This window comes from Anatilimnocola floriformis (genome assembly GCF_024256385.1).
Taxonomy (GTDB): domain Bacteria; phylum Planctomycetota; class Planctomycetia; order Pirellulales; family Pirellulaceae; genus Anatilimnocola; species Anatilimnocola floriformis.
The window spans coordinates 3,286,194-3,308,027 of sequence record NZ_JAMLFW010000001.1 but is presented as its reverse complement, the minus strand read 5'-3'; the positions used below and the strand labels follow the sequence as shown (position 1 = coordinate 3,308,027).

The 21,834-nt window shown below is 59.1% G+C and carries 18 protein-coding genes; 10 read left to right on the top strand and 8 right to left on the bottom strand.

Features of this window, described 5'->3' with window-relative positions; all coding sequences use genetic code 11:
• Positions 1-9: 9 nt before the first annotated feature.
• Positions 10-1,317 (bottom strand): DUF1552 domain-containing protein, encoded by a 1,308-nt coding sequence (locus M9Q49_RS12730; protein WP_254509124.1) that lies wholly within the window; start codon positions 1,315-1,317, stop codon positions 10-12.
• Positions 1,318-1,980: 663 nt separating this feature from the next.
• Here M9Q49_RS12730 and M9Q49_RS12725 point away from each other — a divergent pair.
• The 5 genes from M9Q49_RS12725 to M9Q49_RS12705 all read left to right on the top strand — a co-directional run bounded on the left by M9Q49_RS12725 (position 1,981) and on the right by M9Q49_RS12705 (position 7,789).
• Positions 1,981-3,351 (top strand): DUF1598 domain-containing protein, encoded by a 1,371-nt coding sequence (locus tag M9Q49_RS12725; protein ID WP_254509123.1) that lies wholly within the window; start codon positions 1,981-1,983, stop codon positions 3,349-3,351.
• Positions 3,352-3,447: 96 nt separating this feature from the next.
• Positions 3,448-3,822 carry a DUF2237 family protein gene (locus tag M9Q49_RS12720; protein ID WP_254509122.1) on the top strand — a complete coding sequence of 125 codons (375 nt, stop codon included), beginning with the start codon at positions 3,448-3,450 and terminating at the stop codon, positions 3,820-3,822.
• A gap of 88 nt (positions 3,823-3,910) precedes the next feature.
• Positions 3,911-4,564 carry a response regulator transcription factor gene (locus M9Q49_RS12715; RefSeq protein ID WP_254509121.1) on the top strand — a complete coding sequence of 218 codons (654 nt, stop codon included), beginning with the start codon at positions 3,911-3,913 and terminating at the stop codon, positions 4,562-4,564.
• Positions 4,557-6,008 (top strand): sensor histidine kinase, encoded by a 1,452-nt coding sequence (locus M9Q49_RS12710; RefSeq protein ID WP_254509120.1) that lies wholly within the window; start codon positions 4,557-4,559, stop codon positions 6,006-6,008. The genes M9Q49_RS12715 and M9Q49_RS12710 overlap by 8 nt, the downstream gene beginning before the upstream one ends.
• Positions 6,009-6,208: 200 nt before the next feature.
• Positions 6,209-7,789, top strand: coding sequence for a hypothetical protein (locus tag M9Q49_RS12705; RefSeq protein WP_254509119.1), 1,581 nt, complete (start codon positions 6,209-6,211; stop codon positions 7,787-7,789).
• On the opposite strand, the gene M9Q49_RS12700 is transcribed toward M9Q49_RS12705, so the two are convergent.
• Positions 7,786-8,853, bottom strand: coding sequence for a Gfo/Idh/MocA family protein (locus M9Q49_RS12700; protein ID WP_254509118.1), 1,068 nt, complete (start codon positions 8,851-8,853; stop codon positions 7,786-7,788). The two genes, M9Q49_RS12705 and M9Q49_RS12700, sit on opposite strands and share 4 nt — an antisense overlap.
• Positions 8,854-8,909: 56 nt before the next feature.
• Positions 8,910-10,016: an L-threonine 3-dehydrogenase gene (tdh, locus tag M9Q49_RS12695; RefSeq protein WP_254509117.1), complete on the bottom strand. Its 1,107-nt coding sequence runs from the start codon at positions 10,014-10,016 to the stop codon at positions 8,910-8,912.
• 199 nt (positions 10,017-10,215) lie between these two features.
• On the opposite strand from tdh, the gene hisD reads away from it, so the two are divergent.
• Genes hisD through hisB form a run of 3 tightly spaced genes read left to right on the top strand, consistent with a single transcriptional unit; the run spans position 10,216 to position 13,314 of the window.
• Complete coding sequence (gene hisD, locus M9Q49_RS12690) at positions 10,216-11,571, top strand: histidinol dehydrogenase (protein ID WP_254509116.1); 1,356 nt, start codon at positions 10,216-10,218, stop codon at positions 11,569-11,571.
• A gap of 46 nt (positions 11,572-11,617) precedes the next feature.
• On the top strand, positions 11,618-12,667 hold the full coding sequence (gene hisC / locus M9Q49_RS12685) for a histidinol-phosphate transaminase (RefSeq protein WP_254509115.1): 1,050 nt from the start codon (positions 11,618-11,620) through the stop codon (positions 12,665-12,667).
• Positions 12,668-12,726: 59 nt separating this feature from the next.
• Positions 12,727-13,314, top strand: coding sequence for an imidazoleglycerol-phosphate dehydratase HisB (gene hisB / locus M9Q49_RS12680; RefSeq protein WP_254509114.1), 588 nt, complete (start codon positions 12,727-12,729; stop codon positions 13,312-13,314).
• A 92-nt stretch (positions 13,315-13,406) separates the two neighbouring features.
• Here hisB and M9Q49_RS12675 read toward each other — a convergent pair whose 3' ends face one another.
• From M9Q49_RS12675 to flhA, 5 genes are all read right to left on the bottom strand, one after another.
• Positions 13,407-14,231 (bottom strand): FliA/WhiG family RNA polymerase sigma factor, encoded by an 825-nt coding sequence (locus M9Q49_RS12675; protein WP_254509113.1) that lies wholly within the window; start codon positions 14,229-14,231, stop codon positions 13,407-13,409.
• Positions 14,232-14,384: 153 nt separating this feature from the next.
• Positions 14,385-14,630, bottom strand: a complete 246-nt coding sequence (locus M9Q49_RS12670; RefSeq protein ID WP_254509112.1) for a hypothetical protein — start codon at positions 14,628-14,630, stop codon at positions 14,385-14,387.
• Between the two features lie 175 nt (positions 14,631-14,805).
• Entirely contained in the window at positions 14,806-15,660 is an 855-nt protein-coding gene (locus tag M9Q49_RS12665) for a MinD/ParA family ATP-binding protein (RefSeq protein ID WP_254509111.1), read from the bottom strand.
• A 94-nt stretch (positions 15,661-15,754) separates the two neighbouring features.
• The gene (flhF, locus tag M9Q49_RS12660) at positions 15,755-16,951 is read right to left on the bottom strand and encodes a flagellar biosynthesis protein FlhF (RefSeq protein WP_254509110.1); all 1,197 of its coding nucleotides are present in this window, start codon (positions 16,949-16,951) and stop codon (positions 15,755-15,757) included.
• Positions 16,952-16,979: 28 nt separating this feature from the next.
• Positions 16,980-19,052: a flagellar biosynthesis protein FlhA gene (gene flhA / locus M9Q49_RS12655; RefSeq protein WP_254509109.1), complete on the bottom strand. Its 2,073-nt coding sequence runs from the start codon at positions 19,050-19,052 to the stop codon at positions 16,980-16,982.
• A gap of 772 nt (positions 19,053-19,824) precedes the next feature.
• Here flhA and M9Q49_RS12650 point away from each other — a divergent pair.
• Entirely contained in the window at positions 19,825-21,543 is a 1,719-nt protein-coding gene (locus M9Q49_RS12650) for a vWA domain-containing protein (RefSeq protein WP_254509108.1), read from the top strand.
• Positions 21,544-21,545: 2 nt separating this feature from the next.
• On the top strand, positions 21,546-21,809 hold the full coding sequence (locus M9Q49_RS12645) for a hypothetical protein (RefSeq protein ID WP_254509107.1): 264 nt from the start codon (positions 21,546-21,548) through the stop codon (positions 21,807-21,809).
• Positions 21,810-21,834: the final 25 nt, after the last annotated feature.

Genomic DNA, 21,834 nt, shown 5'->3' with positions numbered 1-21,834 from the left:
GAATGACGATTACAGCGACAGCGGGCCGTCTTTGCAGAAGTCGGGGTTGCCGAACTTGTCGATGCGGTGGCCGAAGGCGTGGGCGAAGCTGAGGAGCAGGCGGTTGTGAGCCACCTTGCCGAGCTTTTTGGCCTGGCCCATTTGGAAATCAAGGCCGTTGCCGACGAGCACGAACGGTGTGTTGTCGAGCGTGTGCGAGTTGCCCTTGCCGAGCTCGTTGGTCCACACGATCGTGGTGTTGTCGAGCATCGAGCCGTGGCCGTCTGGTTCCGGCGTTTCAGCGAGGCGCTGCGCGAGATAGGCGAGCTGTTCGCAGTACCACTTGTTGATCTTGGTCAGCTTCTCTTGAACCTTTTCGTTGCTGTCGGGCTCGTGCGACATCTCGTGATGCCCTTCTTCGATCCCCAGCCAGCGATGGCGAGCGCCGCCGACACTGTTGGTGTATTGAAGGGTGGCCACGCGAGCAAAGTCGGCTTGGAAACTGTTGATCATCAGCTCGATGTTGAGCTTGCTGATCTGCGGAATGTTGTCGTTCTCTTCCTTGATTCCTTGCTCGAGAACCGGCACAGCGTGCGTGAGCGGGCCAGCCGTTTGTAGCTCTTGCTCGAGCTCGCGGACGAGTGTGGTTTGTTCGTCGAGCAGCTTCTTATCAGCCGAGCTGATGTGCTGGCTGATTTTCTTCAGATCGGTTTGCAGTTCGTCGAGCACGCTGCGCAGGCTCTCTTGATCTTTCTGCCGACCATAGAGCTTGTTGAACATCTGGTAAGGATCGTCGATCGGTGCGATCGGCTTGTTGCCGGCGGCGTAGCTCATGCGGGTCCAAGTGTCGGCGCGATCGGGCACCATCACGCCGAATTCGAGCGAGCCGAAGCGGGTACGAGTCGCGTCGCTCTTTTGCAGGAAGTTTTTGATTTCTTGATCGATCGAAATGCCGCTCGACCAACCGGCCGGCGTGTGCGAGCCACCTTGGATGTTGCCGGGGAACAATTCAACGCCGGTGAGCAAGCAACCAATGCCGCGCATGTGGTTGTCGCCGTCGCCACGAACCTTGTCATTCACGCCATGCAACACCAGCGTGCGCTCGCGCAGTTTTTCGAGCGGCGACAAGCTTTCTGGCAGTTTGAAATCGGCCCCTTCTTCCTTCGGCCAGAAGGTATCCGGCACCACTCCGTTGGGGCTGAACATGATCACGATCCGCTGCTTCCGCGGCGTTTCAGCAGCTCGCGCGAGACTGGTCAGCCCCGTGACAAACGGCAGGGCGGCGGCGCCCAAACCAAGACTGCGGAGGAATTCGCGGCGGGTGCGATAATGCGACATCGTGCATTCCCTTTGGGGTGACGCTTAAGGCGGGCTGCAGGCGGGGAGTAGAAGCAATTTCAAGTCTATCACAGTCATCGGCAAGGTTGATAGTCATTCGCGATAGCAGATGCATCGGGAGGTCGAGCCGGCCGTGCCTTTTGCCGATCTGGCGTAGTGCTCGCAGCGGATGATTTTTTACTTGGCGACGGTTGCGGCCGGACTTCGAGTTTGGCTGCGGGACGCGACAGAATGTCGCACGGCAGTTTGGGCGTTTTCCGAGAGGTTATAAAAGGTTATAGCCTCGGGCTTTTTTTGACAGAAAAAATGCCGTAATGCTTTCTTCAGAAAGCACTTGCGGCAAATTCAATTTTCGTATTCCCTGTTATATTATTCCACAGAATCTCCGGCACTTTCAGCGGGATTTGCACCCCCGCGGGAGGCGGCGACTGGCGCGCTGGAACTTCATTTGTCAAGGGTCGCAAGTTTACAACTTTGTTTGCTTCTGAAATCGAGGATGGCTATCTTATAGGGATAGCGGATGCTTCTAACATCACGCAGTTCAGGGCTATGACAGGCTCAGGGGTTCTCTGTCGCGGCCTTGCTCATTCACCACCAGCGGGCCGGTTTTTCCGGAGCACAGCGGTGTTGTGAATGCTTATCGAACAGAGCAGGAGAGATCACGTGTTGCGTCGAATTGGTGCTTGGTCGGTCGCGCTGGCAGTGGGCTTGATGATTGGCTCGCTCAACGGCGTTGTCTTTGCTGGTGGTGGTTTCAACAACAACAATGGCTTCGGCAATCAGGTGGGTGGCGTGTGGGTCAATCCACAAGGCCAACTCGCCTCGGTGCCCGATGCCGAACTCGCCAAGTTGAACTTGGAGCGGTTGGAAGCGTTCAACAATCCGCCAGCCGCATTGAAGAAGCCCGTCGAGCTGCGCAAGGTTTCGCTGAAGGCGATTGAAGAAGCGCTGCAGCTGAATGGCAAGAACACCTTGGGCGCATTGCCCGACGAAATGCGTTACCTCGCCGGCATTCAACGCATTCAGTATGTGCTGCTCTACCCCGAGACCAACGACATTGTGATCGCGGGTCCCGGTGAAGGTTGGAAACTGAACGGCAAGGGTGCCATGGTCGGAGTGACGACAGGCCGCCCGGTGCTAAATCTCGAAGATCTGGTCGTGGCGTTTCGGACTGTCGAAGCAGCCCGGCGTGGTCAGCTGTCGTGCTCGATCGATCCTACTGCCGAAGGCAGGCAGCGATTCGAAGCGCTGATGAAGACACAGAAGACCTTCACCCAAGCAGTCGTTCCAGCCATTGAAGAAGCCTTTGGCGATCAGGCCATTACGGTCAGCGGCGTGCCGTCCACCTGCCACTTTGCCTGCGTTCTCGTCGCGGCCGACTACAAGATGAAGCGCATCGGCATGAAGCTAGAACCTTCCCCAGTGAAAGGTTTGTCCAGCTACGTCGATATGGCTCCGGCCAAAGTCGACAACATGATGCCTCGCTGGTGGATGGCCTGCAATTACGAACCTCTCGGTCGCAGCGACGATGGCTTGGCCTGGGAACTGCGTGGCACGGGCGTGAAGGTGCAAACTGAAGACGAGCTCGTTGACAATGCCGCCGGCACGGTCCGCGGCAGCGGCAAGACGAGCGGTCCGGCCCAAAAATGGAGCGAACAGTTCACCGCGAAGTACGACGAACTCGCTCTCAAGGAGCCGGTCTTCGGCGATCTGCGGAACATTATGGACATGTGCGTCATCGCTGCTCTCTTTCACAAAGAGCACCTGACTACAAAGGCCAAGTGCGAACTGCCGGAACTCACCACTTCGGCCGGCAAGGCTTTGCTCGGCGAGGCAAACGCGCCGAAGAAGGTACCGACGCAGAGCAGTGCTCTGAAGAAGGGCAACAATTGGATCATCACCGCTTCGGGCGGCGTTTCGATCAATAGCTGGGAAGCGGCCGACAAGAGCGAAGTTTCGCCCAGTGCCGGAGCCACGCGTGAAAAGGCCAAACCGGTCGCTGGCGGACCGGGTGAAGGCCTGTGGTGGAATTAAGCTACAGCTGCTAGCCTTAACAACCAAGCGAGCCGGCTGAGCGATTCAGCCGGCTTTGTTTTTGGTCAACTGAAATAGCAAGGATGAGTGCACGCTATGGCGGGCGCAAAAAATGTTCTCGGCGGCACCTTGGAACCTTGCTGCATGTCGCCGCGCACCGGCTTCTTCCGCAACGGCAAGTGCGAAACGGGCCCCGATGACTTCGGGCTGCACTTGGTCTGTGCCCAAATGACCGAGGACTTCCTGGAGTTTTCGTTCGACGCCGGCAACGATCTTTCGACGCCGAATCCCGACTATGATTTTCCCGGCCTGACGCCCGAACATCGCTGGTGCCTCTGCGTCGAACGCTGGAAAGAAGCCCTGGAAGCAGGCATGGCTCCGCCGGTGGTGCTCGCCGCGACGCACATCTCGGCGCTGGAATTTGTCGACCTGGAAGACCTGATCAAGCACGCGGTCGATGCCCCCAAGTAACGGCGGCGATTAACTTCATCTCCCCTTCAGGTTCGCGAGTTTATAATCGAGCGGTTCCTCACAACCCTCTAACGCGCGTGAACCTCGCATGCGGCTGCTGGTCATCGAAGACGAACCCGATTTGCTCGCCGCCGTCGCTCAAACGTTGCGTGAAGAGGGCTACGCTGTCGACGAAGCCGACGACGGCGAAATGGGACTCTTTAAAGCCGAGAGTTGGGACTACGACGCCATTGTTCTCGACATCATGTTGCCGAAGATCGATGGCTGGGAAGTGCTTACCCGGCTACGGAAGTCGCGCAGCACGCCGGTGCTGATTCTCACCGCCCGCGATGGAGTGCCCGATCGCATCCGCGGCCTCGATCAAGGCGCCGACGATTATCTGATCAAGCCGTTCTCGCTGGCGGAACTGCTCGCACGGTTGCGGGCCTTGATTCGCCGCAGCGCGGGGCAGGCCAGTTCGCAAATCGTTATTGGCGAGTTCACGTTCGATTCTTTGGCTCGCACGGTGCATCGCGGCAGTGAACTAGTGCCGCTGACGGCGCGGGAGTTTGCCCTGTTCGAGCTATTCGCGATGAACCCCGGCCAGGTCGTGACTCGTACACAAATCTACGAACATCTGTTCGACGAAAATGACGACAGCCTGTCGAACCTGATCGATGTGCATGTTTCGAATTTGCGTCGCAAACTCGGCAAGGAAACCATTGTGACCCGCCGCGGGCAAGGTTACCTGCTGAATGGTTAAATCGCTGCGAGTTCGCCTGCAATTGTGGTACGCGCTGATTGTTGTCGCGGCCCTCTGCACCTTTGCCGCCATCGTCTACGGCCGGGCACATCGTGAGATGCAGATTCGCGTCGAGGAACAATTGACCGGCGCGGTCACTTATTTCGACGCGGTGTTGAGAACCTTTCCGCCGGCGCTGCTCGAGCGGGCTTCGGCGGAGACGGAAAATGAATCCGATCGCCTGCCCCCCGATCACTTGCTGCACGGCTTGGAGTTTCGCGGCAGTTTGTCGCGCGAACTGGAATTGCACCCGCGCGATCGGCCGTTCTATGTCGTCTGGCGGCGCGACGGCAGCCTGCTGGTCGCCAGCGATAGCGAAACGGAACAGCGTTTTTCAGATTATGAGCCGCCGCCGTTCGGTGAGCACGTCAGCTTCGAACATCATCGCGGCGAAGCCTTTGCTTTGCTCCGCGGGCCGCTCGGCACGCAGATCATGGTCGGCAAACCGGTGAACCACGAATTTGCCCGGCTGCATGGTTTTGCGGCGCACATGGGTTTTGTCGGCAGCGGAATATTGCTGATCGCACTCGTCGGCGGCTGGTTCGTTTCGTCGCGCATGGTCAAACCGATTGCGGCGATCTCGGCGACAGCGGCCCGGTTATCGGCCAAGAATCTCGGCGAACGCATCGAGACGAAAAATCTCGCCACAGAACTGCAACCGCTCGGCAATGTGCTCAATGAGTCGCTCGAGCGTTTGCAGCAAAGCTTTACTCAGCTCACGCAATTCACGGCCGATGCTTCGCATGAACTGCGCACGCCGCTCGCGGTGTTGCAATCGCAACTGGAACTGGCCGCGGCTCGGCCGCGGAGCGTGGAGGAATATCAAGCGACGTTGGCCAAGTGCTTGCGAGCCACCGAGCGGATGCGCTCACTCGTCGATGGCTTGCTGATGCTCGCCCGCGCCGATGCCGGGCGATTGGAACTGACCAAGCATCGCTTGAATTTGAATCTGGTCGCCGAGGAAGCCGTGGAGCAAGTTCGCGCTCTGGGCGAGCAGGCGGGCGTGGCGATCGTTCGCGACCTGCCGCAGGAAGCCGTCTTCGCCCACGGCGATGTTTCGCTGCTCACACGCGTGGCTGCCAACTTGCTCGCGAACGCGGTGCAACATTCGGTTCGCGATTCGTCGGTCGAAATCTCTGTCCGCACCAAGATCGACAAAGCAACCGGCCAGGAAGTCGCCGTTCTCACGGTCGCCGATCATGGCTGCGGCATTCCCTTGGAAAAACAAGGTCAGGTCTTCGAACGCTTCTTCCGCGCCGATCCTTCGCGCAACCGGGCCTCGGGCGGCAACGGCTTGGGGCTGTCGATTTGTCGCAGTCTGGTCGCTGCACACGGAGGGAAGATCAGCTTTGCCAGCACGCCCGGACAGCAAACCGAGTTCACGGTACAGCTGCCGACTTGTTAAGCCGGGCCCCTAGATTCGCTATTTTCTCTTCGTTATCACGCCGATGGCAAATCAAGTGCATCCTGCCGGGTCATCGCTCTTTACCAAAACGGCAAGCTTCCACTATGATTGCGGCGAGGCCAGCGATTTCCGCTGGTCAGGTGGGGATTGTTTTGCCCCTTACGCTTCGGCAGGATCGCCGAAGTGGGAGTGATTAAGCGATGAATGGAATCGCGCTACTAATATTAGCCGCCACCCTGGGCGTCGAGTACGACTGGCAAACCACGGACGATGGTCAGATCGAGTACGTACTGATCGTGGAACCGGACTTCATTCCGGCCCTCAGCGAGGGAAGCGAAATCCGCAGCAGCGTGCCGAGCGAACTCGAAAGCGTGCAGCGGCTGTGCATTCGCATCGCTCAGCCCGCCAAGGGGGGCATCACGCCGCAATCGCAGGCCCGCAAGCTGCCGAGCGAAGCGTTTCGCAGCTCACGTGTCGGCCTGCGAGCCGCTGAACCAGTGACCATTCTCTGGAAAGCTCTCGGCCAGCCAGAAGAAACAACGCTCGTCCGCTACGGTTATCAACCCACGAAAGAAGGCCAGCTCGAATACTTTGTGCAGATCGATCCCAAGCTCTTGCGCACACTGGCGCCGGGCGATGAGATCTATACGACGCTGGCCGCTGAAGCCGGGCGTACCGATACGTTCGTCGTATTTTCGAATGCCAAGCAGTTGCCGAAGGTCCCTGGCAAGCCGGCCGCCGCGCCGTTGCCCGGCGCTCCTGGCAGCAACCTGGCGGGAAGCTTCCCCCGCACGAATTCAGCGGCCGTGCCAGCGCCGTATTCACCAGCACCCGCGCCGTTCAGCCCTCCCAGCACCTTCAATTCGCCAAGCACCAGTCCGCCGGCCGCCACATCCACTTCGTTCGGCCCGCCAGCTTCGCCGGCATTCGGCGCGGCGGGCTACAATTCGAATCACATCGCGCCGCCGCTCAGCAACGAAAAGACGCCAGCGCCGTACACTCCAACTCCCTACACGCCACTCCGTTCTTTTGGCGCCACCGATGATCTCGCCAACGACTACAATTCGTCGCGCGTGAATCCTGCCGCCGGTTATGGCCCGGCTCAACCATCGCCAACCGACAACATCCGCGGCTTCGACACCACTCGCACCGATCTGCCGCGGCCGAATCTAAACGCCCCGAACACAACCGGCTACGGCAGCAGCACGCAACCCTACGGCAATCAGCCGGGGGCGAACGATCTTTACACCAACAATTTTGGCAACAACCAGAGTGGCAATTTACGGCCAAATGGCTCGCAACTTCCCGCCGCCGGTAATGCCCCTTATCGGCCTGGCGTGGGCTACGACAATCAGTTGCCCAATAACCAGCAGAACGGCAATCTGCCGAATAACCATCAGCAGAACGGGAACTTTGCCCAGAACAACGCAGGCTACAACAACCCGAATCAGACGGGTTACAACAACAGCGGCAACATCCCGATGAATCCGCAAGCCGTCGGCTACGGATCGACCAATGGCGACAACCACGTGGCTTCGCTGCCGAGCAACTCGAACACGCTGCGGCCTGGTCTGCGCGATGAGCTTCGCGCCGGCGGCATGAACACACTGAACACGGTTCCCGTGCCGCAGGAAAAACCGTGGTGGTGGCTGGTCTTCACCGCATTCCTGCTGTTCGTTTCGTTCGGTGCAAACCTGTATCTCGGCTGGACTGCGGCGGAATTCTACAGCCGCTATCGCCTCGCCGTGGAACGTCTGCGAACCACCGGCACCCGCGGCTAGTCAACTTTCTGGTCGCAGGCTCGCAGCAGCGTTTCCTGCACCGCCAGGTCGTGGGCATACGAGTAATCGCATTCTTTCTCGCCGCGGATGATCTTGGCCATGTCGGCTGCATCGCCGACGTAGCGCGGGTAATTGCCAAATTTGATTTCGTGGCGACCCTTCTTGTATTCACCCTGGTCGCGATCAAGCGTGTAAGTGACGTTCGGCGCGTCGAGCGGTTGAATGTGAAACGAACCTTGCGTCCCGCAGACGACGAAATGCCGCCGCGAACCACCGTCGACTTCGATGGCCGATGATTTGACCGAAGCCGTTGCTTTTGGATATTCAAAAACTGCCAGCATGTTGTCGGCGAGCTTATCGGCCCGCGTGGACGAGTGTCGCGCAAAGGCCTGCACGCGATCGGGTTTGCCGAGCGTGCTCACGACCAGGTCGATCACGTGGCAACCGAGTTCAAACATAATGCCGCCAGGAAACTGCGCAAGATTGTCACGCTCGCCGGCGCCCACGACCTTGCTCATCACGGTATGCACTTCGAACAAATCGCCCAGCCAGCCTTCCTTCAGAAACTTCCGCATCAACAGCACGGCCGGGCTGTAGCGAAACATGTAGCCCATCTGCACGAGCAGTTTCGTCGCCTCGGCCTGCTTCAGAATCTCGCGGTACTGCGGCAACGATGCACCGGCCGGTTTGTCGAGATGAACGTGCTTGCCAGCCGCGATGGCGTGGCCAGCGTTCTCGAGCAAATCAGCCACCTGCGTCTCAATCAGTACAGCTTGCAGGCCGGGCGTGTTCAGTAGCTGCTCGCGGGTCATCCATGGCAAGTCTTTGTAAACCGCAGCCTTCTCCGCTCGAGCCCGCTGCTTGTCATCGGATTCGACGACGCCGACCACTTCATAGTCGTCCGACGCGCGATAGACGCTCAACTTGCTCGCGTGCGCATGGCCCGTGCCGATCTGCCCGATTTTGATCTTGGGCTTGGTTTGAGCGAAAGTCGAGCCGCCGTTGAGTTGAGTCAAACCAACGGCGGCAGTAGTGGCAAAGAAAGTTCGGCGAGAGGTTTTCATCGGCGTGATCCACTGCGGTAAAGCGATGCGAATTCCACGCCGACATCATAGGCGATTTACTTCGCCGCCACCGCTTCCTCAGCGGGCGAAGTCGCTCCACTATCTTGCGGCATCTCCAGCACGATCTTGATTCCTTCGCCGCTCTGCATCAACTGAAAACCGCGTTCGAACTCGCGCATCGGCAGCGTGTGCGTCACGATTTGATCGAGCTCCAGTCGGCCGCTGAGGAGCAGGCTTTCCATCTGATACCAGGTTTCGAACATCCGCCGACCGTTGATACCGAGGACAGTCGCGCCTTTGAAAATGATGTCGTTGGCCAGATCGAAGGCCACTGGTTCGGCCGGCAAACCGAGCAGCGCCGCAGTGCCGCCGTTGCGGAGCGCGGTGAAGCCCTGACGGATCGCCTTCGGATGGCCACTCATTTCCAGCAGCACTTCAGGCCCTTGGTCGTGCGTCAGTTCGCGGGCCTTTGTGGGCCAGGTGTCGTCGGAAGCATTGAACGCGTGATCGGCGCCGATATCGCGAGCGACTTTCAGGCGACGTTCGTCGCGGTCGGTCACCATGATGAAGCCCGCGCCGGCCGCGCGAGCAACCGTGACGGCCATCAACCCGATAATGCCCACGCCGGTGATGAGCACGCTACGGCCACTCACGCCGGCTGCCATCACGGTGTGAACCGCATTGCCGAGCGGATCAAAAACCGCGGCGATGTGATTCGGAATTTTTGGATGGACTGGCCAGACGTTTTCTTCCGGCACGGCAACGTAGGTGGCAAAACAGCCGTTGCAATCGATGCCGAGAATATCGACCCGCTCGCAGATGTGGCCGTTGCCGGTGCGGCAGGGCTGACAAACGCCGCAGCCGATGTGCCCTTCGGCACTCACGCGTTGACCGAGCTGAGCTCGCGTCACGGCCGAGCCGAGCTGGACAACTTTGCCGACGAACTCATGTCCGGTCGTGATGCCGACGGCAACGCGACTCTTGCTCCAGGCGTCCCATTCATAGATGTGCCGGTCGGTCCCGCAAATCCCCGCGTGCGTTACCGCAATCAACACCTCGCGCGGCCCGATCCGCGGCAGCGGCGTGTCTTCCTGCAGCCACAAGCCGGGCTTGTCGTACAGCTTTCGCAGGGCGGGCATCTGAGCGGGAAAACGGGCATTCATCGGCGATCCCTCGGATTTGGCAAAGAACGGATGTCTTATTGTACGGCCGGGGCGCTGCGGACACAGAGCCCCGCACGTAGTAAGGGGAAATCGCCGCGGGTTCTTTGGCCCTTCCGCAACCGGCCAACCGTGAACACAATGAGGGATTCCCGTGTCCTTCCTTCGTCCGCCCGCCTTTCGCCGGTTTTTGCCTGCACTTATGTCCATTCCTTTGCAGATTCAACGAATCGATGCCCGCCGCGACGACGTCACCGCGGCGCTCGATGCCTTGCGGGCCAAGCTCAGCCCCAGCGGCAATGTCGTCAGCGAAGCAGGCCGGCGACGAACGCTCGAGGTCTTCGGCGAGCCGCTGTCGCCCGTGCAAGTCGTCGAGAAGATCTGTGCGGACGTTCGCAAAACGGGTTTGGCCGCTGTCCTCGATTATTCGCGGAAACTCGATCGCGCTGAACTCACGGCGGACACGATTCGCGTTTCGGCCACCGAACTAGAAAAGGCTCACGCCGAAGCGGATCCGCGGCTGCTGGCTGCCGTTCGTCGAGTGCGACAGAACGTGCTCGAGTTCCAAACGGCGATTCTGCATCAGGACGTTGAAGTGACGCGGCCGGGAGTGATGCTCGCGCAGCGCTACGTGCCGCTCAACCGCGTTGGCGTGTGCGTACCTGGCGGCGCAGCTGCCTATCCATCGACCGTGCTGATGGCCGCCGTTCCCGCGCAGGCAGCGGGCGTGAAAGAAGTGGCCGTCGTTTCGCCCCCCACCGCGTTTGGGGCTAACAATCCTGTCGTGCTCGCCACTTGCCACGAAATCGGCATTCGCGAGGTCTATCGCATCGGCGGCGCGCAGGGGATTGCCGCGCTCGCCTACGGCATCGAAGGTTTGCCGAAGGTCGACAAAATCGTCGGGCCGGGCAACCTCTTTGTCGCCCTCGCCAAGCGCCATGTCTACGGCGAAGTCGATATCGATTCGATCGCCGGCCCCAGCGAAGTGGTCGTCATCGCCGATCAAACGACTCGACCTGATTTCACGGCAGCCGATCTCCTCGCGCAGGCCGAACATGCTCCTGGCGCGAGCATTCTGATCACCTGGAGCGAAGAATTGCTCAACGCCACAGCAGCCGAACTCGACAAGCAAGTGCAACAATTGTCGCGCTGTGAACTGACGCTGCAGTCGCTCCGCGACTTCGGCTGTTTGATTCTCGTCCGCGATGCCGAAGAGGCGTGTCGCCTGACTGATCTCATCGCGCCGGAGCATCTGCACATCGCCACCGACAATGCTGCTGAACTGCTGAAGAAAATCCGCAATAGCGGTGCGACGTTCCTGGGCAACTACAGCCCCGTTGCCCTCGGCGACTACGCAGCCGGGCCATCGCACGTATTGCCAACCGGTGGCACTGCACGCTGGGCATCCGGCCTCTCGGCGAATCATTTCCTCCGCAGCAGCAGCGTCATCCAATACAGCGCCGCCGCCCTCAAAGAAATCTCCGCCGACATCGAATACCTGGCCCAAGTCGAAGGCCTCACGGCGCACGAAAAAAGCGTCGCGATGCGAACTCGATAATCTCCCCCAATCTGCCATCTAAAATCCTCAATCTGCAATTCCCCCAATGTCTTTCTTCCGCCCTGAAATTCTCGCGATGGATGGTTACACGCCCGGCGAACAGCCGCAGGCGGGGAAGTTCATCAAGCTGAATACGAACGAAAACCCGTACCCACCGCCGGCTGGTATTCGCCGCGCGATCGAGGAAGTGCTCGACCGTGGTTTGCAGCGCTATCCCGATCCGATGGGGAATGCATTTCGCGCACGGGCCGCGGAACTTTACAAGTTGCCGGGCAAAGAATGGGTGCTGTGCGGCAACGGCAGCGATGATCTGCTGACGATTTGCACGCGGGCTTTTGTCGGCGCGGGAGAATTGCTGCGCCTGCCGTATCCGAGTTACATCCTCTATCGTTCGCTGGCGCAGATTCAAGGCGCGAAGTGGCAGGAAGTTCGTTTCAACGACGATTGGACGTTGCCGGCCGCGTTCGGCGATCCAGCCGAAGGGCTGAAGCTTGTCTTTCTGCCGAATCCCAACAGTCCGACGGGAACGATGGTCTCGCGCGAGGCCATTCTGGAACTTGCCGATCGGCTGCCGTGCCCGCTGCTGGTCGATGAAGCCTATGGCGATTTTGCGGAGTTCAACGCGATCGATCTGATTCAGCAGAATGAAAAGATCATGGTCAGCCGCACGCTGAGCAAGGCGTATGGCCTGGCCGGTTTACGGTTTGGCTTCCTGCTCGCGCAGCCGCAGATGATCGAGCAGCTGATCAAGGTGAAGGATTCTTACAACTGCGACGCCTTTGCGATCGCCGCGGCCACGGCGGCCATTCACGATGAAGCGTGGCAGGCCGATAACCGCCGCAAAATCGTTGCGACCCGCGGCCGACTCGTCGCAGGCCTCGAAAAGCTCGGCTTTGTGGTCATTCCTTCGCAAGCCAACTTTGTGTGGTGCGATCATCCCACGCGCCCCGCTCGGCCTTTGTACGAAGCCCTCAAAGCGCAGAAGGTTTTGATTCGATATATGAATTATCCGGGCTGGAAGGACGGCCTGCGGATCAGCGTGGGAACCGACGAGCAGACCGATGTGCTGCTGTCTTTACTCGGATCGCTCGTTTAACTGCGGATCTGCCGGAACTGCGCTGAGCACAGCTTGTTCCGGCCTACTGAAAGAAGAAGATGCCTCGTACCGCCACCATTGACCGCAGCACGCGCGAAACGCAGATCCACCTCGAGCTCAACCTCGACGGCAGTGGCCAGATCAATCTCGCCACGGGCGTTGGTTTTTTCGATCACATGCTGGAACTGCTCGCGCGGCATGGCTGTTTTGATCTGACCGTGCAGGCCAAGGGTGATCTGCACGTCGACGCGCACCACACGGTCGAAGACGTCGGAATTTGTCTCGGCCAGGCGATTCGGAATGCGCTCGGCGATAAGAAGGGGATTCGTCGCTACGGCCATTTCTCACTGCCGATGGAAGAGACGCTGTGCCATACGGCCATCGATCTGTCGGGCCGTTATTACCTGGTGTTCAACGCGCCAATGCCGAGCCCGAAGATCGGCGACTTCGATAGCGAACTGGTTGAAGACTTCTGGCAGGCCGTGGCGGCGAACGCTCTCTGCAATCTGCACGTGAACATTCAGTACGGCCGCAACACGCATCACATCAGCGAAGCCATTTTCAAGTGCGCCGCTCGCGCGCTGCGGATGGCAGTGGAAACCGATCCGCGGCAGCCCGGGATTCCGAGCACCAAGGGATCGCTGTAGTCGTCGATCGGTTCCGTGAAACGACAAACAATGAAAAAAGCCCTGTCTTGCGACAGGGCTTTTAATTTGGTCTGGCAGTTTTCGAACCGAGCTTAGTGGCCGAACTCAGGACGACGACGGCCGAGTTGGCTTTGCAGACGAGCGACGATGCTGCTGTGCATCTGGCTGACGCGGCTTTCGCTCAGGTCGAGCGTGGCGCCGATTTCCTTCATCGTCAGTTCTTCGTAGTAATACAGAATGATGATCAATCGCTCGTTGCGATTGAGGCCCTTGGTGACGAGCCGCATCAGGTCATTCTTTTGAATCCGCTTGGTCGGATCCTCGCCCTTCTTATCCTCGAGAATGTCAATCTCGCGGACGTCTTTGTAGCTGTCGGTTTCGTACCACTTCTTATTGAGGCTGATCAGATTCACCGCACTGGCTTCGCTGATCATCCGTTCGAGTTCTGGTACGGGCAGTTCCATGTGCACCGAGAGTTCGGCGACCGTGGGATGACGGCCGAGCTTGGCTTCGAGCGTTTTGGTCGCTTCGCCGAGCTTGCTGGCCTTACTGCGAACGAGGCGCGGCACCCAATCCATGGTGCGGAGTTCGTCGAGCATGGCGCCGCGAATACGGGGCACGCAATAGGTTTCGAACTTCACACCGCGGTTCATGTCGAACGCGTCGATGGCGTCCATCAAACCGAAGATGCCAGCAGAGATTAGGTCGTCGAGTTCGACGCCTTCCGGCAAGCGAGCCCAAATCCGTTCGCCGTTGTACTTCACCAGCGGCAGGTAGTTTTCGACCAGCCGGTTGCGCAGTTCCTGAGAAGTTTGATCTGCCTTGTAGCGCTTCCAGACTTCGTCAATTTCGGACGGGGGGGCGGGGGCAGGTGCCGCTGCAGGAGCAGGAACAAGTACAAGCGTAGAAGCCGTCATTCGATCCTCCGTGATGACGTTGTCCGCTGCGGGGATAGCCACAGCGACCAACAGCTCACCGCACATCATGTGCAGTGTTTTTCCGTGGGGGTGAATCCTGTCATGAATCGCCGAGCAGAGATTCTCTGCTCAAGGACTCGTCACAGAATCCGTTTACTTCGCAGTCGCGCCAGTGGCCTGGCGTTTCTGCTCCATGGCCGTCAGGAATTTCTGCCGGACCCCTTCGACGATGAACGATTCGGCGAGGGTGCCCGCGATAAACCCGACGGCTGCAAATCCAAACATGGCGCCACAAGCAACCAGGAGGCTCATTTCGAATCCGCTGCCGGAGATCGCGCCGCGAACCAGCACCAAAGTGCCAGCTAGTGGTCCGAGGATTCCCGCGTAGGATCGCCCCATGATTTCTTGCCACGCCGAATTAGTTGACGCAAACGATACAGTTTGACCTGTACGGGCGCTTTAACGCCCTCAGTTATTCGGCAATCGGAGCCGCCAAACTTTAGCGATTCCGAAAGGTGATTTTCTCCAACTGATTCTTAAAAATGATCGGTGATTGTGCGTTAGCGTTTTTAACTCAGGCAGCGCGGCGCAGTGTTGCGCTGTCCGAATCAAACGCATCCTCAGCGGGCACTAAAACGTGCGCGAGGTGATCGATTGCTCGGCTGAGCGGCGATTGCGGCGCGAGGACCGCGATTGGCACGCCGTGCCGGTTGGCTTGCTGGCTGTGATCGTCGTGCGGCAGACCAGCTGCCAGGTGCAATCCGATATCCAGAAACCGCTGGCACGATTGATCGATGCGGCGAAAGACGTCGGTCGCTTGCGCTTCGTTCTCGGCCTGATTGACGACGAGCCGCAGATTAGGGGCGACCGTCGCGGGTGTGAATTGGGTTTTGATCGCCGCGTAGGAGTCCATCACCGCGACTACATCCGGAGATGTCACGAGCAGCACGTCATCGGCCATTGCCCACAGCTGCCGCGAGAGATCGGTCGGCGCGTTGCCGGCGTCGATAACGACAACATCAACGTGCTTGCTGAGGGAATGAAGTTGCCGCAGGAGCCGCTGCTGCGATTTGGCCGTCGCTTCGGACTGCGGAGTTGGATTGGTAATACCGGAGATAAGCTGCAGACCCGCCGGGCCGCGTTGCAACACTTCGTGAATGTCGCGCTTGGCGGCGAGCACTTCGCCGAGACCTGGAGACAGCGAACAGCCGCAAAAAACCGCTGCTGCCGGGCGTTGCAGATCGGCGTCGATCAAAACCGCGCGCAGTCCCTGCCGAGCGAGCGAAACGGCCAGGTTGACCGCGAGTGTCGTCACGCCGACGCCGTTTTTGCCACCAGCCGCGACGATGGTGCGTGAGCGACCATGCGCGCTGTCGCCGTTGGCTTCGCGGAGCACGAGATTTCGTAAGGGTGATGCCTGGTCTGGCATGGGGACTGACTTTGACAAGGGACGCCGGCAGGCGGGCGACGAGTGACGAGAAAAGTGGAACGAGAAGAGGCAATCGACAAGACAAACCGAAAAGCTAAATCATCTCCGCCGTCAGCAAACCGGTCAGGTAACGTGCGAGCCATCGCCGCTGGGCGGGGCGAATGTCATCGGGAACGTTTTGACCGTGGGTGGTGTAACTGAGGGGCAGCGACGACTCTCGCAAAAGTGCCGCGAGATTTCCCGCTTGCGGCAGTTCGTCGAGCTTCGTCAGGATGAGCGAAGTCGGGTTCGTGCTGGCGTAAGCTCGCGTCGCCAATTGCTGGCAAGCACTGCTTGATGCGGCACTCAGCACCAGATGAACTTCATCGGGATCGGCCACCGCCAGCAACGACCGCTGTTCGGCGATTCGCATGGCGTCGCGCGGGCTGCGACCCGTCGTATCGATCATCACCAACTGACAATCCGACAGAGCAGCCAGCGCGGCCCGCATTTCTTGAGCAGTGGCCGCGACTTCCAGCGGCAAGTTCATAATGTCGGCGTAGGTCTTCAGCTGATCGACGGCAGCAATACGATACGTATCAATCGTGATCAGGCCGACGCGCCGTTGTTCATTCAAGCGAAAGGCCGCCGCAAGCTTGGCGACAGTCGTGGTTTTGCCAACTCCGGTTGGTCCGACGAGCGCGACCACGCGGCGCTCACCGGCCGGGAGCTGCAGTTCGCCGCTAAGTGGAATTTCGGCTTCGACGATGCGGAGAAGCTGTTCTTGCACTTCGCGAAGTACAGCGGCCGGCTTGTGAGCGATGTAGTCTTCGAGCTGAGCGAGCCAGGCAGCCGTCGTAAATTCATCGACGCCAGCCGCGTGCAGTTGCTGCTGCAACAAACCGCGGACATTCATTCCCGCAGCACCCGCTTCGGCTGGTTCGCGGCAGAGGCGATCGACGACAGAGAAATCGCCGCCGTCGTTTTCTTGGTGCAGCAACTCGCGAAAACGCAACCGATAGTCAGTTGCCTCAGCAGGTGCTGCATTTGATTCAAAAGTAGATTCGTAGCTGACGTCCGGTTCCGGAATCGTCTCATGCACATCGTGCGTGAAACGCGAATTGGCCGGCAAACGACTGGGAACATCGACTTCTCGGGAAGCCGTGACCTCGATTTCGGTTTTACCGAACCAGCGCATCATGCCCGAGCTGACTTCGCGAGTGTGGAGCACGGCAGCATCGTCGCCCAGTTCGGCGCGCACGAGCTGCATGGCTTCGCGGAGGTTCTTGGCTCGGTAGGTTCGGAGATCCATTTAGCTGTTTTTCTGTTCCAGGGCAGGCTTACTTGTCCAAATCAGGAATCACGCCGAGGACTTCGACGCGGGTGTCGCGAGTGATTTCGTTGAAGCTGAGGACGACCAAGCGTGACAGATTGCCGCTGGTCATCTGCTTCAAACCAGCGCGGATCTGCGGGCTGACGAGGAGGATCGGCTTATGGCCGGATCGGGTCAGCTTGGGCAATTCCGCGGAGATCTTGTCGCACATCTTGTCGATCGTGGTCGCCGGCGTGCGGACGAACAAACCACGTTCGGTGTGGTCGATTCCCGCGGCGATCTTATCTTCGAGAGCGGGGTCGAGCGTCAAGACGAACAATCTGCTTTCTGCATCGCGATAGCGCGTGCACAGCGTGCGCGCCAGACGATGACGAACATGCTCGGTCAGGTAAACGACGTCCTTGGTCTTCGTCGCCGTGTCGCCCAGCGATTCGAGAATCAGGCTGAGCTGCTTGATCGGCACTTCTTCGCGAAGCAGCATCTGCAGCACTTGTTGCACGTCGTGCAGCTTCATCAAGCTGGGAATCAGTTCATCGACGACGGCCGGGCTGATCTTTTTCAATTCGTCGATGAGATGCTTCGAGGCATCGCGCGTCAGCAATTCATCGGCATGACGGCGGACGAGTTCCTGCAAATGGGTAGCGAGCACGGCCGTCGGCTCGACCGGCGTGTAATTGAGCATCCGGGCTCGCTCTTCCAGGCCAGGCTCGATCCACACAGCAGCCTGCTGAAAGGCCGGATCTTTGGTTTCGATACCGGGGATTTTTCCCGTCGTCACGCCCGAATCGATGGCGAGCAGCTTGCCAGGAAAGGCCTCGCCGCCGGCGACAGGGTTGCCACCGATCTTGATGCGGTATTGATGCTCGCCGAGGCGAATGTTGTCGCGAATACGAACCTTCGGCAGAATGATGCCGATCTCGGCCGCGGTTTGCTGGCGAACGGCAGTGATCCGGGGCAGCAGATCGCCGCCGAACTTGGGACTGGCGAGACGAATGAGGGCGGCGCCGATTTCGATTTCCATCGGATCGACGTTGAGGAAGTCTTCGATCCGCTCTTCGGCGGGCTTCGCTGCAGCGGCCTGATCGGTCTTTTCCTTTTCGACTTGCTTCGCTGCGTCTTCTTTCACCTTGCGCGACAGCACAACCGACAGACCCATGCAGCCGGCGCCGATCGCCAGGAGCGGCAGCTTCGGCAGGCTGGTCATGATCAGGATGCAAAGGAAGCCGCCAGCGACGGCCAGCGTGCGCGGATTATTCAAAATCTGCGAGAAGAACTGCACCGGCAGGTCGCTCTTCTGTGTGCTACGCGTGACGAGCAAACCGGCAGCCAAAGAGATCAAAAACGCCGGCACCTGACTGACCAGACCATCACCGATCGAGAGCTTGGCAAAGACCTCAGCCGCTTCGGCGAGTTCCATGTTGTACTGAAACACACCGATGACGAACCCGCCGACGATATTCACCAGCGTGATGATGATACCGGCGATCGCATCCCCGCGGACGAACTTACTGGCACCGTCCATGGCCCCGTAGAAGTCGGCGTTTTGAGCCACTTCTTCACGACGGCGTTGGGCTTCTTTTTCGTCGATAATGCCGGCATTCAAGTCGGCATCGATCGCCATTTGCTTGCCGGGCATGCCGTCCAACGCAAAGCGAGCGGCCACTTCCGAGATACGCGTAGCACCCTTGGTGATCACCATGAACTGAATCACGACGATGATCACAAAGATGATGATGCCCACGACCATATGATCGCCGGCGACGAAGTTACCAAAGCCCTTGATCACGCCGCCCGCGGCATCCAGGCCTTCGCTGCCGGCGTGTGTAAGAATCAAACGCGTCGAAGCGACATTGAGCACCAGGCGAGCCAGCGTGGTGGCCAGCAGCATCGACGGGAAGACGTTGAATTCGAGCGGCGTCTTTACGTAGATCGTGGTGAGGAGCACGATCACCGACAGGGCGATGTTCCCCGCTAGCAGCACGTCCATCACTTCGGCCGGCAGTGGCACGAGGATCACGAGCAAGCTCGCGATCAACGAGATCGGCAGAATCAGATCTTGCCAGCGCTTCAGCAGTGACATCCGTGCCTTTGCCCGCTTGTTAGGCAGCCGATCGGGAAAGATTGGCTGGAAAAATCATTAAAGTTTTCGTTAGTGAGGAGGGCGGGAAGTTACCCGCGGTGCGTCATGCTGTCGAGGTCAAATATGAAGAGCTATGCGGTGGAGTTGGAGGACAGATCTTGGCGAAAGAGTCCTCTCTGCCCAGCCCGCGCACCCCCCTTTCGTACTCCCAGAATATTGCAGGCAATGCGCGAAGTGATTTCTTCCATAAGTCATTATGTGGAAAGGATTAGATACAAAAAACGCCTGCAATATTGCGTCCCAAATATCACATTTTATTGTAGCCATTTCGGGTGGTCTGTTGTTGGCTTGTGTCGAGTGGGAGAATCCTTCGCTCATCGCCCCCTACGTCCACTCAGGCGAATGCCGACCGACCATCCGGCTCCACATTGACTCGACAGAGCTGACATCTCTGGTCTGACGTAGATCCGCTTTGGAATTGCGAAGGCCGTTGGCGGCCGCCTTCGATCGGCGCGGTCGGCGGGAGCATCGCCTGTCTGGCCATCCCAAAATTAGCGCCAGCTTGAATGACTACCATCTGCTAACGACGAACACGCGAAGAACCACCAAGGTATGTTAGATTGCATGCTGCCATCGCGAGCGGAATAAAAACTCCTGCTGACCCCGAAGCGGCTAGCTACAACTGCGGGTTTTCGGCAAGGGACAAGCCAGTTCGCGGCTGGTACAATAGGAAGCGGAACAGAAGCAACGGAATTTCAGGGGATCTACTGCCGTGCAAGCGATTTCACGATCGGTATGGCTGTTGGCGATTGCATTTCTTGCAGTGACCATCATCGGTTGCGACGAACCCGTCGCTACCAAGCCAGGGAAAACGACCAAAGCGAAAGTCACCAAGGCGGGCGCCAAGACAAAAGATTCGAAGACCAAGACGCCGCCCGTCAAAACGCACGCCCAATGGGCGAAGAACGCCGAGCAGCGCACCCCCAAAGACTTCCGCGTGACTAATCCGCGTTGGGATGAAAACCCCGAAGGTGGCAGTATGGGTGGTGGCTACACAGCCAGCAGCCGGCGCCGCAACTTCGAATCGGGCCGGGTCGACGAAGTGGTCGGCAAGAAAGTGTCAGCCGTCGTAGCCGCTTCGCTGGAAGTTGGTCCCACACTCGTCGTCTGGATCATGGATCGCACGCCCAGCGCCAAAAAGCTGGTGATGGAAGCTGGCACTGGAGCCCGCTCGATTTACAACCAGCCTGAGATTCGCGCTGCCATCGGCGGCGACGAAAAGAAACTGCTGACCGCGGTCCTCGCCTTCGACGACAAGGTCGAAATGGTTCTCGATCCGCCAGTGTCCGATGCCCAGGCCGTGAACAGCGCTTTCGATAAAATCCAAACCGGCACCAGCGGCAAAGAGATGACCTTCACGGCCATCCAGACCGCGCTCGACCAATACATGCCGATGCGAATGAAGGACCGCCGCGAAATCGTCGTCGTGGTCGTGACCGACGAAGCCGGCGACGATCGTGAAAAGGTCGATGGCATTGTCGACGTCGTCAAGAAGAGCTCCATCCCTGTCTATGTCGTGGGCTCGCCGGCCCCGTGGGGTCAAACCAATCCTTACCTGCCCGCCAGGAAGCAAGCCGAAGTTGGTGACGAAGCGTTTCCGACGTACGGCCCCGAATCGGTTGCCCCGGAACGGGTGAATGTGCAAACGTGGGGCGGCGGCAAGGGTGGCGGCGGTTACCAGGAAATGGGTGGCAGCGGAAGCGGCGACGGCCTCGTCGACTCCGGCTTCGGCCCGTACCATCTCGAACGGCTATGCCGGGCGAGTGGTGGCGAGTTTATCGTCGCCCGAGCTGGTGGCGGCGGAGCACAGTCTTGGCCCACGGGCAGCGAGATTCAATTCGATCCCGATACGCTCCAAAAATACACGCCGTTGTACATGTCGCAAAAGGAATACGACGCCGCCGTCGGCAGCAATAAGGCCTGGTCTGGCCTGATTGCCGCGTCGAAGTTGGCGCCGGTCACGGTCTCTGGCAATCCGCAATCGAACTTCACCAAGCGGAACGAAGCCGAATTCAGCCGCCAGTTGAACACAGCGCAGCAGTTCGCTGCGGTTCACTCACCCGAAATTGACCAGTTCTATGCACTGCTCGCCCCGGGCGAAGGTGATCGCGACAAGCTGAAGAGCGCTCGCCTGCAAGCCGAGTTCGACCTGGCCATGGGCCGAGTGCTCGCCACCAAGGTTCGCCTCGACGGTTACAACGCGATGCTCGCCGCACTCAAGCGCGGCAAGAACTTCGAAAAGGAATCAAGCCGCACCTGGCACATCGAGCAATCAGACAAGATCGAGACCGGCAGCGCCATTCAAAAGATGGCTGAGAAAGCCCACATGTATCTCGATCGCGTCGTCAAGGAACACCCCGGCACGCCTTGGGCCGACATGGCTGAGAAGGACACTAAGGTTCAACTCGGCTGGGAATGGCGTGAGAGTTAATCGTGGATCGACGCGAGCAACCGGGTTCAACTCGCACTTGGCGGGTCGCGATTGTGCTCGTTCTAATTGTTCTGCCCGTTGTCTACTTGCTGGGAACGGGGCCGATCTATTGGCTGCAGTCCAACGAATACATCAGCGTTACGACCTTTCGCTGGTACATGCGACCGCTCGATGAAATCACCGCTTACAGTCGGTGGGCGCATCTGGCGCTGTGGTGGTATTGGACGCTTTGGGGCGCGCCTCCGCCGCCTGGAGTCAATCACTGAGTTGGTTGGAAACGTGGCGACTTAA

Coding starts and splice junctions, on each gene's coding strand:
- M9Q49_RS12730 (WP_254509124.1), bottom strand. CDS start 1,317: ATGTCGCATTATCGCACCCGCCGCGAATTCCTCCGCAGTCTTGGTTTG.
- M9Q49_RS12720 (WP_254509122.1), top strand. CDS start 3,448: ATGGCGGGCGCAAAAAATGTTCTCGGCGGCACCTTGGAACCTTGCTGC.
- M9Q49_RS12715 (WP_254509121.1), top strand. CDS start 3,911: ATGCGGCTGCTGGTCATCGAAGACGAACCCGATTTGCTCGCCGCCGTC.
- M9Q49_RS12710 (WP_254509120.1), top strand. CDS start 4,557: ATGGTTAAATCGCTGCGAGTTCGCCTGCAATTGTGGTACGCGCTGATT.
- M9Q49_RS12705 (WP_254509119.1), top strand. CDS start 6,209: ATGAATGGAATCGCGCTACTAATATTAGCCGCCACCCTGGGCGTCGAG.
- M9Q49_RS12700 (WP_254509118.1), bottom strand. CDS start 8,853: ATGAAAACCTCTCGCCGAACTTTCTTTGCCACTACTGCCGCCGTTGGT.
- tdh (WP_254509117.1), bottom strand. CDS start 10,016: ATGAATGCCCGTTTTCCCGCTCAGATGCCCGCCCTGCGAAAGCTGTAC.
- hisD (WP_254509116.1), top strand. CDS start 10,216: ATGTCCATTCCTTTGCAGATTCAACGAATCGATGCCCGCCGCGACGAC.
- hisC (WP_254509115.1), top strand. CDS start 11,618: ATGTCTTTCTTCCGCCCTGAAATTCTCGCGATGGATGGTTACACGCCC.
- hisB (WP_254509114.1), top strand. CDS start 12,727: ATGCCTCGTACCGCCACCATTGACCGCAGCACGCGCGAAACGCAGATC.
- M9Q49_RS12675 (WP_254509113.1), bottom strand. CDS start 14,231: ATGACGGCTTCTACGCTTGTACTTGTTCCTGCTCCTGCAGCGGCACCT.
- M9Q49_RS12670 (WP_254509112.1), bottom strand. CDS start 14,630: ATGGGGCGATCCTACGCGGGAATCCTCGGACCACTAGCTGGCACTTTG.
- M9Q49_RS12665 (WP_254509111.1), bottom strand. CDS start 15,660: ATGCCAGACCAGGCATCACCCTTACGAAATCTCGTGCTCCGCGAAGCC.
- flhF (WP_254509110.1), bottom strand. CDS start 16,951: ATGGATCTCCGAACCTACCGAGCCAAGAACCTCCGCGAAGCCATGCAG.
- flhA (WP_254509109.1), bottom strand. CDS start 19,052: ATGTCACTGCTGAAGCGCTGGCAAGATCTGATTCTGCCGATCTCGTTG.